The organism is Gemmatimonadota bacterium (assembly GCA_026705765.1).
Lineage (GTDB): Bacteria > Latescibacterota > UBA2968 > UBA2968 > UBA2968 > VXRD01.
On record JAPPAB010000051.1, the window covers coordinates 1 to 13550 of the forward strand.

A 13550-nucleotide genomic window follows, 5' to 3' on the forward strand; every position below is an offset into this window, starting at 1 on the left:
TGGGTTTGCACAATCACAATCACGGGTGTGTTACGCGCACGGGTAAAGATGTGCGCCGGATTCTCGAGACGGTCGATAATCCCCATTTGTCCCATATTCTCGATACGGGGCAATACGTCGGGTCGCCGGGGTCGAGTGGTCAGCGCGGGACCGAAGATCCGGCGTTGGATTTCTACGGGAGTATTGCAGAGACAGCCCCTCTTGCCGTGCATGTCCGCGCAAAGGTCTATCGCATTTCTACGGGAGAAGAGGTCTGGCTGAATTATCCGCGCATTTTTGAGATTTTGAATGGGGTGAATTACAACGGCTGGGTGTCGATCGTGTATGAGGGACAGGATGAAGAGGCAGAAGAGACAGCGGTTCCCAAAGCTGTGAATTATTTGCGGCAGTTCGTGCCGGGTGGGTGAGGGGGTGAATAGAGCTTACCCATAAGCCATTTCGGGGTGTTTTCCGAGAACGCGGAGGAGGCGTTTGTCGGCGCCTTCGAGGACGTAATCGGGCATGTGATAGTTGAGATAGGGCCAGAATCGCTGGGCGACGAAACGCTGACCATAGACCTGGTGAAAGAGATAGCGGACGCGGTCGGATGTATTGGGGGCGCCGCGGTGCCAGGTCTGGCTGCTGAGGAGGTAGAGGTCACCCGCTTTCATGTGCAGGGATTTGGGTCCTTGACCATCGAAGGTTGGATTTTCTGGATCGTTGGGTTGTCTGCCCGCATAGTGGCTGCCAGGTACGAATTGGCTGGGGCCATACTGGTCTTCGTCCTGGTCTGTCAAGGCGATCTGGAACGACATGCGGAAAACGGGCATTCGAAGACGCCTGTCATGACTGCTGATATTGTCATCCGTAATGGGAAATTCCAGGCTGTCATCTACGTGAAAGCGGTTAATGCCGAGATCTGTGCGGTTCAAGATGCATCCCTGCGCCATGCAGTGGCACTGTGGCCCGAGGACTGTTTCGGCTATGGATATGATAGGCTCGCGCACGAGCAGGTCGCGGAACATCCGGTCGCACTCAAATAGCCGATGCACAACGATGGGTTCTTTGCCATCGTGCTGTGGTTTGATTTTTACGTTTCGCATTTCGGCGAAATAGGGTTCTGCGAAGATCTGATCGACGCGCCTGCAAATTTGCTCGCATTCTTCCCGGGAGAGGACGTTTCGGATGATGGTCGCGCCGTTTTTATAAAAATCTTCGAGAATCGGCGATAGTTCTTCTTCTGTAAAGGGTTCGTGAAGTGACATGGGATATTCCTCGCTAAAAAACGAATAGACGAATAGACGAATAGACGAACCCCGCTCCGCCGCCCAACTGCTATCGTTGATTCGTTGATTCGTTGATTCGCAGATTCGCTTACTCAAATCGCGCCTTTGGGTACGCCTTTGCCGACGTGGGGGAGCAGGCCCTGAATTGGTTGCCCGGGCACCAGTTTTCCGTTCTGGACAAATCCCTCTGGGCGCCCTGTGAGTTCCTCGATCAGTTGATTGCGCCACCAGGCCAATCGGTCGGGACGCTCGCGGGACAGGTCGTTGATTTCGCGGGGGTCTTCGGTTAGATCAAAGAGCAATTCTCTTCCCGTCTGGGTAAACCAGGCGTACTTCTCCTTGCCGTCCGTGAGCCACTGATTGGCTGATGTCGCGTGTTCTCCGTGAATAAACGGACGCCAATTATTCCCACCACAATTCAGCACACTTTCCCCGTCGAGATCGTCCGGGGTGTCGATTCCCGCGATGTCACAGAAGGTTGGGAAGATGTCCCGCAGTTCTACCGGCGATTCTACGAGGGATCCACGTTCCACAGCGCCAGATGTTCTGGGCATTCGCAGGATGAAGGGCACGCGAGCGGATCCGTCATAGGGCACGCCTTTTCCCACATGGTTGTGATCGTATAGCATTTCACCGTGATCCGCGGTGAAGAGTATGGCTGTGTTGTCCTGGACACCGTATTCGTTGAGTGCCATGATCATGCGGTTGATCTGGAAATCGATGTGTGAAATCTGTGCGTAATACGCTCTTCGAGCAAAGGCCACCAGCGCTGGGTCCCGGGGGATAGGGCTGTCGTGGCCTCCCCTGCGGAGTTCGTGGTCAACCCAGTTTCCCATGGCGGGTGGGGGAATGTCTTTTTGCAAATAGCGATTTAAGAAAGACGCGGGCGGGTCCAGCGGCGGATGGGGGCGATGGTAGGACAGCGTGAGGAAGAAGGGCTTGGATGTGTCGCGTCTGCGCAGAAAGTCAATGCCCTGCGAGGTGACCCAACTCGTGGGGTGAAGCATTTCGTGGTAGGGCCAGGCCTGTGCCGCGTATCCATTGCATCCCACGCCAGAGTCGTTGTGGTCGGCATAGACCGCGCCGAGTTTTTCCCGAAGCCAGGGGGTGTAATCGTCGTTCAACCCAAATTCGCGGTTTTCTCGCCGGGCGCGATGCATATAGCCGTCGTGTAGTACGACATTGTGGAATCCTACGAGATTGCGCCAGGGATAGACGTGCATTTTGCCGACGCACTGGGTGTGATAACCCGCATCTGATAGGGTTCCGGGAAGTGTTACTGGATAGTCCCACTGCACGCCGCCGTTGGTGAGATATCCGTGGCGCTTGGGGGCGAGACCCGTGAGGATCGTGGCGCGAGCAGCAACGCATACCGGGCACGAGGCATAGGCCTGGGTAAATGTGACACCTTCGTCTGCCAGACGATCCAGGTGAGGGGTTTCAACTGCGGGATGACCGGTATAGCCCAGGCAATCCCCCCGCCATTGGTCGGTCAGGATAAAGAGTATATTGGGAGCAGTTGGCATTGGGTGTATCTCCTTTTATCCCCTTCGCTTGTTGGCTAAAATCCAGACATCGCGGAAGAAAGACTGGCGGTTTTCTTCCAGGCCATTAATCACGACCGGGTTCATACAGGGCTTGGGTTCGTGGAATCGCACGGTTACGTGATTGTACGCGATGAGGATGGCGCGTCGCGGATTGTCCGGATTGGTCCAGGTAGATCCCGTGTGTCGCACGCCTTCTGAGAATACGACGAGGCTTCCCGGTGGGCAGCCATAGGTTTCCCAAACGCCTGAGTTCGGATCATCGGCTTCTTCGGGCCAGGTACCATCCTGGGCGGAAGCGAGATTGGCTTTGTGCGAGCCGGGCACGAGGCAGGTGCCGCCCTGGCCCTTTTTCACTTCGTTCAATTCCCAGACAATGCGCGTCATTGCGCTGTAGATGCGACCGTTGTGGAAGCGAAAGGAAAACGAAGGATGGAGGTTTGTGCCCCCCACGTGCGGCCGCCACTCGTTGCCGGTTTTCTCAGCAGATCGGCCGGATATGAATACGCTTTCCAATCGGATGCGCTCCCGATCCGGATCTATGACTTCCTGGAGAATGCCCATGACCCGCGGGTGATCAATTAAAAATTCAGTGGGACCAGAAATGGGTGAACGATAGTGTTCGGGGAGGCTTTCGGGCGTTTTCATATACGTTTCGACGTGGTCGCGTGCGATCGCGATTTCTTCGTCGGTGAGCACACTGGGGATGACGAGGAAGCCTTTTAAGTCGAAGAGGAATTTTTCGTAATCCGACATGGGCAGATGCTCACGCGCTGTTTTCTCAGACATGGGCTTTTTCTCCTCTATTTTTCAGGCCACGGTCGAAACAAATTGCGCTGTTCTTTTGTATATCGCGCCAGTGTATGCGATGTGATATGCTGGGGTTCATCCATGGTTGCGATATTTTGCGACATCATCCAGTAGGGGCCATAGCCTACGTGGATGGTTTTGCGGACTTGATCTGAGCGATTGGTCAAGCCACCGTGCCGCAAGTGTTCTGTAAAAAAGATCGCATCGCCCGCTTTGGCTTCCAATCCGATCATGCCCGGTTCTACATCTGGATCGTTGTCATAAGGGCATGGCAGGGTGCTTTTGTGTGTGCCCGGGACGACGCAAAACGCGCCCTGTTCATTGGTGACATCGTGTATAAAGTAAATCATGCGCACCATCATGCAATCGATGCGATCACTGCTGGTATAGCGGTATTTTTGATTTTCCGGTCTCGTGCCGCCGTGGCTGCGCGATGTATTGTTTTTGTACCGAATGCGGATCTCTGAATTGTTGATGGTGTAGCGGCCGCGGATGACGGATTGTACGTATGGCAATGTTTTTTCGTGGTTTACCAGGAGATCAAATGTTGAATCTGCATTCCAAAAGTCTTCGATGATCAGGGTTTTTCCCTCGGCACATGATCCCTGAACGTGGTAGCCTTTTTCTTTATTGATATGGTAATCAGCCCCCCAAGCACTGTGTTTTCGAGGCGGGAGATCGACATTGGATAGGGCGTGTTCTTCCAATTTGTCAACGGCTTTGCGCAGGGATTGCACTTCTGCATCCGTGAGCATGTTTTTGATTGTGATATATCCCTGACGGTCAAATTCGTATTGTTCGATTTCGTTCATTGTGATTCTTCCTATTAGTTCTTTCTGAATAGTAGCATTGCGATTCGTCTTTCTCCCACCACTACTTTTACAATGGCCTTGATATAGATGGGTTTTTTGAGCAATGCGAGTTCCCGGACTTTTGCCTTGAGCACCGGATGTGGATCGTCGATTCTGATCACGCCTTTAAAAGAACGCTTTGAATTTTCGGCATCGACCATCTGTCCGTTCTGGACCATCTCGTTATTCTCTGGCTCATCGGCATCCATCTCGATAATCATACTCAGATCTGTGATTTCATTTACGGATAGGGGCAGTCCGCCCGTGTCGAATTGCCGTTCCACAATGCGGTCTTGAAGCGTATTCTGGATTTCCTGTTGAATCTCGTTGGGAAAAGTGTGAATCCTGAATTCCGCGGTGTGGGTACCTTCGATGACTGTGCCGGTTAGCGCTATCCGGTTTAATGGCTCTGCTTCGATCTTTTCTTCGGGATCGAGTGGCCCGGCATTTTGCACGTTTAATGTGCTGTGGAGATCTATTTTTTTTACCTTGCCGAGTGCGAATACCGTATCGTCTTCTATGGCGACGAGTTTGCCCGAAAAATACTCTTCCAGTTGCTTGGAGACCTGACCATCCGAGATGTCGTTGAATTGTGCAAATCCCGTGCTCCACCAATCCGGCGAATCGACGTCTGTTCTCAGTATTTCGCCGTCTCCATAAGTTGTAATCACTTCAATATGAGCCAGTTGACCGACGCGTGCGAGCCTTTGTGCGGCGCCCTTTAAGCCTGCGGAAATTCGCAGATCGTCAAAATCGAGGATGCGCGCGATTTCGTCTCCTTTTTCCACGACCGCTCCGACGATTTCCTTTTCGAACAGGATGACGCCGGAGTGCGTAGCGGTCAATGTCTCGCGTCTGGGAAGTTCTTGTTCCCAGATGGACGCCGAACTTCTGAGCACGCCTTGAAGTTCCCGTTCTGATAGCGTTAGCGAAGACGATATTGCAAGGCTGTCGAGTTCACCACTCAGTTCTTCTGCTACTTGTTTTGCGCGATAGCGGTTGATCTGGGATTGATCTCTGGAAATTTCAAATAGCGGCTGACCAATTGTTACGTCGGTTTTATTTTCGACGAGTGCTTCTATGACTATGACATCCTCATCAGAAGATAGGACATATTCGTGCGGCTTGATCGGTTCGGCATTAGATAACACGAGGTCTTCTGTCTTCGTAAACCACAGAAAGGCAATGGCTGTGGCGACCGCAAAAACAAAGCCATATCCGAATATCTCCAGATATTTGACGTACTTCGCAATAAGTCTGCGGGTTCTCAAGCTCTGTGTTTTCGGTTTCTCTGTCGTTTGCATTTTTTTACCTGTGTTATGAGGAGATTGCGTCACCCAACTTGTCTGGTATCATCCAGGCCGAGGTATCGCCGGTACATCTCTGCGTACTCGCCCCCATTGCGAATCAGTTCTGCGTGTGTCCCCTGTTCGAGGATCTGACCGTCGCCGAGAACGATGATCTGGTCGGCATTTGCCACTGTTGTGAGTCTGTGAGAGACTATGAATGTGGTGCGCCCTTCTGCCACGCGATCCAGGCTTTGCAAAAATCGCTGTTCTGTGGCGCTGTCCAGGGATGATGTGGGCTCGTCGAGGATGAGAATTTTGGGATCGCGAACCATGGCGCGGGCAATCCCGATCCGCTGTTTCTGCCCACCTGAGATTCGCGTGCCTTCTCGAAGATCGGTGTCATATCCGTTGTGTTGGGATGTGGCAAATGCGTCTATGTCCGCCAGTTGGGCGGCTCTGACCACTTCATCGTCAGATGCATGGGGCTGACCGAACAGGATATTTTCTTTGATTGTTCCGTTGAACAAATGCGTTTCCTGTAAAACCAGACCAACCTGGTCCTGATAGGTGCTCGATTTTACTTCTCTGAGGTCCTGGCCATCTACTATTACCCTGCCCGAATCTGGATCGTATAGCCGGAGAAGCAGGTTCGCTACCGTGGTTTTGCCCGATCCACTGTGTCCCACCAGGGCGATTTTTTGACCTGCCTGAACGGTGAAGCTCAGGTTGCGCAGGATCGGTGTGCCATCCTCGTAAGAAAAGGAAACATTGTCAAAGACGACATCGCCCCTGACAGGTGGCATTGCCGGTGCATTGGGACGGTCTGTAACAGCGGGAACTTGATCCAGTGTTTCGAGAATGCGCTCGGCGGGAACCATTGCAATGCGAACTTGCTGAAAATACCGAATCAGGACTTGAATGGGATTGGACAGGCGGTTCGAATAGGAGAAAATGGGGAAGACGGACCCATAGGAAAGGTTGCCCAAAATAACTTCTCTGAGGAAGTATAGTCTTATCAGTTGATTTTTAGCCCAGGGGAGCAAGCCGCTATTGCCCGCGATTTCTCGTTCGATGGTACGCATATAAAACAGGCGCATCGCGGCGCGATAGCCTTCGATGGTGAGATTGACATATCGCTTTACTTCGTGCCTGCGCCTGCCAAATGTCTGTACGACGGCTGCTCCGGCAACGCCTTCTTGAAGCCCTGAGTCGCGCGCCTGCCATCTCTCTCTTACGCGGCGATCGAATCTGCGCTGTATGGTCGCGATCTTCTGGGCGATCATCCCGTATGGAATCGAGTAAATCAGAATGACCAGCGAGACTCGCCAGTCCAACCAGGTGGTGAAGATGAGGATAAGTATGAACTCATAGACCGCCCGCAATGTCGCTGGCAAGATGTCCGTAATCATGCGCATTACGGCCCCCGTATCTGCGCTGGCGCGATACATGTGCTCGCCAATACCACGACTCTCATAGAAGGTCATGGAGAGACGCTGGAGGTGGGTGAAGAAGTGGGTTTTGAGGGCTAAGCTCACGCGTAGATCTACGTAGTGATTGAGTATGGTTGACATGGTGCCGACCAATCTCTGAATCAGAACAAGCACGACATAGGCGACAAAGATGCTGTAAAACAGGTTCCAATTCTGATTTGGAAAAGCATCATCGACGAGGAATTTGCTCAGCCACGGATTCACAACCCGAAATGTGCTGACGACGATTGTGCCCATTACGACGAGCAGCGCCTTATCCCAGACCGGAATCATCAGCCTGAGAAAACGCAGAAAGACTCTTATGAGCGACTGTTTTACTCCCTTGCGGGGAGGTGGAAAATAGTTGAACATCGTCCGGCCTCAGTCCTGTCCAAATACAGGCGTGGATGCTATTTCTTCGAAAGACACCAAACCGCTTAAATTAGGCGAAGATATGTTCGAATGTCAATTGGATTTTCGGGTTTGTGGGAGAACAGAAAACAATTGCGTCTGGTAGAAAATCCACTTTTTTATATAGTAGTTTGTATGTTGTGACACATTCATTGCGTCTGCAGGAGCCTGATTCATGTTTAATCTGATTGGAAATTACGCCAAAATTGCTATCAGGAATTTGATGCGCAACAAAGTGTATTCTGCGCTCAATATCCTCGGTCTGGGAATCGCCATGTCCTGCTGTCTTTTGATTGTGTTGTTCTTACAACGCGAGTTGCAATACGATCACAGATATGAGAAGGGGGATCGCATTTACAAGGTCGTGCGAGAAATAAATATCCAGGGCGGGTCGCGCAATTTTTCCTGGGGTACGTCGGGATCTCTGGGCCCCGCGTTGCAACGCGATTTTCCCGAAGTAGAGTCAGCCGTTCGAATATGGCCCTGGAACGTGAAGGTCGAACGCGAGAATATTTTGTTTCCCACACGGCTCAATCGCGTTGACAAACACGTATTTGACGTATTTGAAGCCGAATTTGTTCAAGGCAGCGCACAGACGGCTTTTGAAGATCCAACGAGTATTGTGATTACCGAGCGCATGGCGAATGTTATCTACGGCGAGGAAAACCCGATGGGCAAGGTGCTCACCGTTGTCAATTCGATTTTTGGCGGAGATTATATTGTGCGGGGTGTGTTGAAAGATCGCCTTGAGCCTACGACAATCCCATTTAATATGTTCGTATCGAGAGACCCCAATGCCCAATGGAGCAACAAATTGCACAGATGGGATCCGGCTGCGGGTTTTCGACCGGTACAAACCTATATTTTGCTTCAAGAAGGGGTTTCTCCCGAAACACTGGAACAAAAATTTCCGGATTTTATAAAGCGCTATATGGGCGCAGAAATCCAAAAATACAATGCGTATCATCTTCAACCCCTGCATCGGGTCTATTTGCATTCGCGTGCGGATTACGATATTCAGAGCTTCGGCGATATCGATCAACTCTATACGATGTGTGTGATTGCCGCATTTATTCTGATCATTGCCTGCGTGAACTTTATGAATCTGGCGACAGCCCAATCAGTCCGGCGCGCAAGAGAGGTGGGCTTGCGAAAAGTAGTCGGTGCCAGTCGCGGTCAGTTGATCCAGCAATTTCTGGGAGAGTCCCTGATTGTCGCCTGTCTCGCGTCGTTGCTGGCAATTATTGTCGCTCGGGCGATGCTGCCCGTGTTTAATGATTTGATCCAGCAAAATCTGGTATTAGATCTCAAGGCATATATGACTTTGATTCCGGCGTTGATCGGCGTGGTACTGGTATCCGGGATACTCGCCGGAGGTTATCCCGCCTTTGTTTTGTCTGCCTGGCAACCGATTGATACATTGAAGAGTCAGGTTCAATCCAGATCGGGTGGTTCGTGGTTCTGGAAGGGCCTGGTGATATTCCAATTTTCAATTTCGATTTTTTTGATCGTGGGCACGCTGGTCGTGCGCAACCAGATCTCTTATATGCTGGATCGGGATCTGGGGGTTGATACAGAACACCTGGTCATGTTGCCCATTTTTATTTCGAGCCGAGAGGCGCATTTCGTTCACGCCAACCGCCTGTCGTCGCGATACAGTACTGTGAAGCAGTCGTTTTTGAGGCATCCCAATGTCATTGGGGCAACCGCATCTCAGTATCGCGCCTTTCCCAGCGGGGGTGGCTCGCGGCGCAAGCCCATTCGCCCGGAAGATTTGCCGGGGGATGACTGGTGGATTCTGATCAACGAGGTCGATGGGGATTTTGTAAAAACAATGGGTATTGAGCTGGTTGCTGGCAAAAACTTCACCCCGGGCAAGGGAGATCCCCTCAGGGGATGGACGCGCGAATTTCTGATCAATGAGTCGGCAGCCAAATTATTTGGCTGGGATAATCCCATCGGCAAACAAATTCAGAAGCTGGATGGGGGCGGTGGCACGGGTACTGTTGTGGGCGTGTTTAAGGATTATCATTTTGATTCCTTAAAGGAAAAAATCGCGCCCCTCGCATTTGTTCAGTGGGCCAGGCTATATGCGTATTTAACGCTCAAAATAAAGGGCGGGCAGTTTGTAGAGACGATGGATTTTTTGGAAGAGGAATGGTATAAGTTCGTGCCCAACGAAGCGTTTAATCCCATTTTTATGGACGATGGGTTTGCGTCTGCGTACCGGAATGAACTTCGCCTGAGAAGAATTGCTGGCATTTCTTCTTTGCTGGCGATCGTGGTGTGTTGTTTGGGTCTGTTCGGTTTGGCCGCTATTTCTGCCCAACGGCGCACAAAGGAGATTGGGGTGCGCAAGGTGCTCGGTGCGTCTGCCGGGCAAATTGTGACGATGTTTTCAGCCGAATTTGTCGTGCTGGTCGCGTTTGCCAGTCTTATTGCCTGGCCCCTGGCTTATTACATGCTCGATGACTGGTTAGCCGATTTTGCCTACCGCATTGGTCTGGATGTCTCGGTATTTGTATTGAGCAGTGTACTGGCTATTGCTATTGCCCTGATTACAGTGAGTTACCAGGCATGGAAAGCGGCGCAGACCAATCCGATTGAGGCGCTTAAGTACGAATAGACGAATCGAGATTTGAACTGACTTGGGGTAGGGTGGGGGGCGTCTATTCGTTTATTCGTCTATTCGTCAGTCGGCTGCATCGACGTCTGTGCCCAACTGCATCTGCTCATCCCATATTCTGCGGTAGAGGCCGTTTGCTGATAGCAAGTCGTCGTGTGTGCCATTTTCGACAATTCTGCCCTGATCTAAAACGTATATTCGGTCTGCTTTTTGAACTGTCATGAGTCTGTGAGATACCATCACGGTGGTTCGCCCTTCCGATACGTTCCAGATCGTGTCCATGACGTGTTCTTCCGACCGGGAATCCAGGTTCGAGGTCGCCTCATCCAGAATGAAAACAGCGGGGTCTCTGATCAGGGCGCGGGCAATACCCATTCTTTGCTTTTGTCCGCCGGATAATCTCGTTCCCTCTCCAATATCTCTTTCAAATCCCTCCGGGTGGTCGATGACGGCATCGTAAAGCGCGGCCATACGCGCTGCTTCCTCCACGTCTGCATCCGAAGCCTTTAGATTTCCATAGCGGATGTTTTCGCGGACAGTTCCGGAAAATAAGAAGGTGTCTTGCAGCACAACGCCGAGTTGGTTGCGGTAGCTCAAGAGTCGGACGTCTTTCAGGTCGCGTCCATCTACGAGAACCGATCCGGTGGTGGGATCGTAAAGCCTCAAGATGAGGTATAGCATCGAGGTCTTGCCCGAGCCACTGGGCCCCACGAATGCGACGCGCTCTCCGGGACGGATTGTGATGTTGATATTTTCCAGAACGGGCTGTCCCGATACGTATTCGAATCCCACATTTCTAAATTCGACTGTGCCGCTGAGGGGTGGCAGGGTGCTCGCATCGGGCGCATCGCTTATTTGGGGACGAACGTCAAGGGTTTGCAGGACGCGTTCGGCCTGGACGAGTTGAAGGCGAATGCTCTGGATTAGCTTGATCATTCTCTCCATCGGGCCTTCAAATTGCCGGGCGAGGAAAAACACAACGCTGAATTCTCCGATGCTCAACTCCCCGGTCATGGTGTGGTAACCCACGTAGAGCCACAGCAATTTTTCAACGCCCTCAGAGAGAAACCACAGAACGCCCTGGTGCGTAAAGATATGTAGAACGCGGTACTTGATCCAGTATCTGCGGTTCTCGATAAAAGTCGATGCATATCGGCGGGCAGACCAGCGCATGCGGCCAAAACCTTTGACAGTCTTGGTCGCGGCTATACCGTCTCTCAAGATCGTCCTCAGGTACTGTGCCTGCATTCTCATGTCCCATCGGACTCTCTGAAGGCGCGTGTAGAAGTAGTGGGATAGGGCTGTGTAGGGAAAAGAGTAGAGAAAAATCAGCACTGTGAGATAGGGATCGACCAGACTGAGGATGATGCCCGTCCAGATAATCCGGTAGGCTATGGTGATCGCATTGGGAACATCGTCGGTGATCATGGTGATCAGGCCACCTCCGACGTCGGCGGTACTGCGATACATGTGTTCGCCGATGGGCCGACTCTGAAGAAAGCCCAGGGAAAGTTTGTGGAGGTGGTCGTAGAAGATCGTGCGCAGGTGGATGGTGACTTTCATGTCGATATACCACCCGAGGATACGCCGTATTATCTGAGAGACATTCGAGATGACATACATCAGGAACTTGATACCAAAGACAATAAATAAAAGCTGCAAGCGGCGATCTACTGGCAGGTCGAAGTTCAGGATGACGTCATCGACCAGATACCGATTCACAAAGACGCTTATCTCACGGAGCGGAACGCCTACCATGATGAATAGCATCCCGAGGATGACTTTTGTCTTATGGGGATACAGGTACTTAAAAAAACGCCAGAAGGTTTCCCATTCGCGGTTTGCCCGTTCCTGTTCTGGAGACCAGGCGGGACCTCGCCACACTTCGGGCTTTCTCTGTCGGATGTCGAGAATTCTCATTCCATCCTCAGGTCTTATGAGACTTTCGTAAAATCAACATTGACGCGTAAATTTATGAATATTCCGAATAATTCGCTACCTAATTTAGTATAGCGCGAGTGAATGCCCGTCATCGGGAAACCAGATCAGGTCAACGACAAACGAAATCCCGACACCAACGAAATACCCCAGCATCATACCAAAGAAAAAGGGGGAGGCTTTGCGATACAGACTGATGCCGCCTATACGGAGGATGGCGGCTTTGGCGAACCAGGCGAAGAAAATTGAGAATATCGTGCGATTGGCAGGGTATGAGGTTGCCGAGACCAGGCCGATGGGGTGCAGCGGAAAAGCCGGATAGATATATCGGAGGACCATATTGGCGACGGTGACGGCAACTCCGATTAGCCCCCACAAGGCGAGATGTCGCTTCATTGCGAAGGGGTCGCGGATGTAACCAACGCCTCTATCAAATACGGCCTGGACGGATCCCGCGTAGATGCTGCCGTAGTTGTATGCGCCCGTCTGGTAGCCGGAAGCGATCGCGTAATAGGCGCTGCCTCCCACAACAACGGCAACGGCGATTGCGACTGCGAGGATCATTCTCCCCCGGTCTTCTCGGACATCATCGAAGAGTTTCGTGGCGTTGGCCATAGGGGCCATCAGGACGGTTTTCAGATCGCGGTGCCAGGTGTAGGTCAACGCCAATGCCACAATGCTCTGCGCGTTCATGTTTGTGAGCCCGACAATATGGTAGGTCGCGAACTGCGCGTGTATGATGCGAGAGCTGATCAGTCCTGTTTCGATGCTGATCTTTGAGATCCCAAGCCAGACCACAATGACAAGGCCGACGAAGACAAATGCCACATATACGGTCATTCCCGATGCGACGCACCACGCGCAGATGAACAGCGCACTGAGGATGAGTCCGAATACTGCTGAACGGTAGGAGAGCATCTCCCGAGTATCGTCTATCGTCGGGTCCTTTGTAAATGCCTTTCTGGCGACATCTCTCAAATGGCCGCGGGCGGTCCACAGTCCCCAGGGAATCAGGACGAAAAGTGCGCCAAGTCCTTGCCAGTTTTCAAAATCGGAAGTGTCTGCGCGCAGTGGACCTGTTTCGAATCCAAATCTTCTGAACATACCAAGCTGAAACGTCAGGAACAGGAAGTAGATAATGATGCTTCCGGATACTTCGAGCTCAACGAAGTAAGAGGCACCGATGATCAGTGGATAGAATCGGGTCTCGATGGGGGGAAAGTCTCGACCCAGTTGGATAAGCCCGAAATCTCTTGGAATGGCCGGGAATAAGGGTGTGAAGTATCCGATCATGTTCCACATAATCGGGAAGATCGCGAAAGCGAAGCCGATCCAGAAAACAGGCTG

10 protein-coding genes are annotated in these 13550 nt (G+C 51.8%); 2 read left to right on the forward strand and 8 right to left on the reverse strand.

Annotation, left to right across the window (positions count from 1 at the left end):
• A partial coding sequence (locus tag OXH16_06255; GenBank protein ID MCY3680979.1) for a TIM barrel protein occupies nucleotides 1-407 on the forward strand: 407 nt, incomplete at its 5' end.
• A 15-nt stretch (nucleotides 408-422) separates the two neighbouring features.
• Here OXH16_06255 and OXH16_06260 read toward each other — a convergent pair.
• From OXH16_06260 to OXH16_06285, 6 genes are all read right to left on the reverse strand, one after another.
• On the reverse strand, nucleotides 423-1244 hold the full coding sequence (locus OXH16_06260) for a phytanoyl-CoA dioxygenase family protein (protein MCY3680980.1): 822 nt from the start codon (nucleotides 1242-1244) through the stop codon (nucleotides 423-425).
• Nucleotides 1245-1357: 113 nt separating this feature from the next.
• Nucleotides 1358-2791: an arylsulfatase gene (locus OXH16_06265; protein ID MCY3680981.1), complete on the reverse strand. Its 1434-nt coding sequence runs from the start codon at nucleotides 2789-2791 to the stop codon at nucleotides 1358-1360.
• Nucleotides 2792-2806: 15 nt separating this feature from the next.
• On the reverse strand, nucleotides 2807-3598 hold the full coding sequence (locus OXH16_06270; GenBank protein MCY3680982.1) for a phytanoyl-CoA dioxygenase family protein: 792 nt from the start codon (nucleotides 3596-3598) through the stop codon (nucleotides 2807-2809).
• Between the two features lie 14 nt (nucleotides 3599-3612).
• Complete coding sequence (locus OXH16_06275; protein ID MCY3680983.1) at nucleotides 3613-4431, reverse strand: phytanoyl-CoA dioxygenase family protein; 819 nt, start codon at nucleotides 4429-4431, stop codon at nucleotides 3613-3615.
• Nucleotides 4432-4445: 14 nt separating this feature from the next.
• A complete protein-coding gene (locus OXH16_06280; protein ID MCY3680984.1) occupies nucleotides 4446-5774 on the reverse strand; it encodes a hypothetical protein in 1329 nt (442 codons plus the stop codon).
• 29 nt (nucleotides 5775-5803) lie between these two features.
• Nucleotides 5804-7600 carry an ABC transporter ATP-binding protein gene (locus OXH16_06285; GenBank protein MCY3680985.1) on the reverse strand — a complete coding sequence of 599 codons (1797 nt, stop codon included), beginning with the start codon at nucleotides 7598-7600 and terminating at the stop codon, nucleotides 5804-5806.
• 214 nt (nucleotides 7601-7814) lie between these two features.
• On the opposite strand from OXH16_06285, the gene OXH16_06290 reads away from it, so the two are divergent.
• Complete coding sequence (locus OXH16_06290; GenBank protein ID MCY3680986.1) at nucleotides 7815-10265, forward strand: ABC transporter permease; 2451 nt, start codon at nucleotides 7815-7817, stop codon at nucleotides 10263-10265.
• A 66-nt stretch (nucleotides 10266-10331) separates the two neighbouring features.
• Here the strand turns inward: OXH16_06290 and OXH16_06295 are convergent, their stop codons facing one another.
• Nucleotides 10332-12185 (reverse strand): ABC transporter ATP-binding protein, encoded by a 1854-nt coding sequence (locus tag OXH16_06295; GenBank protein ID MCY3680987.1) that lies wholly within the window; start codon nucleotides 12183-12185, stop codon nucleotides 10332-10334.
• Between the two features lie 84 nt (nucleotides 12186-12269).
• Nucleotides 12270-13550: hypothetical protein (locus OXH16_06300; GenBank protein ID MCY3680988.1), on the reverse strand; the 1281-nt coding region annotated here is incomplete at its 5' end.

Bases quoted from the DNA above. Each gene is read 5' to 3' on its own strand.
- OXH16_06275 (MCY3680983.1), bottom strand. From the start codon at position 4,431: ATGAACGAAATCGAACAATACGAATTTGACCGTCAGGGATATATCACA.
- OXH16_06295 (MCY3680987.1), bottom strand. From the start codon at position 12,185: ATGAGAATTCTCGACATCCGACAGAGAAAGCCCGAAGTGTGGCGAGGT.
- OXH16_06270 (MCY3680982.1), bottom strand. From the start codon at position 3,598: ATGTCTGAGAAAACAGCGCGTGAGCATCTGCCCATGTCGGATTACGAA.
- OXH16_06290 (MCY3680986.1), top strand. From the start codon at position 7,815: ATGTTTAATCTGATTGGAAATTACGCCAAAATTGCTATCAGGAATTTG.
- OXH16_06280 (MCY3680984.1), bottom strand. From the start codon at position 5,774: ATGCAAACGACAGAGAAACCGAAAACACAGAGCTTGAGAACCCGCAGA.
- OXH16_06285 (MCY3680985.1), bottom strand. From the start codon at position 7,600: ATGTTCAACTATTTTCCACCTCCCCGCAAGGGAGTAAAACAGTCGCTC.
- OXH16_06265 (MCY3680981.1), bottom strand. From the start codon at position 2,791: ATGCCAACTGCTCCCAATATACTCTTTATCCTGACCGACCAATGGCGG.
- OXH16_06260 (MCY3680980.1), bottom strand. From the start codon at position 1,244: ATGTCACTTCACGAACCCTTTACAGAAGAAGAACTATCGCCGATTCTC.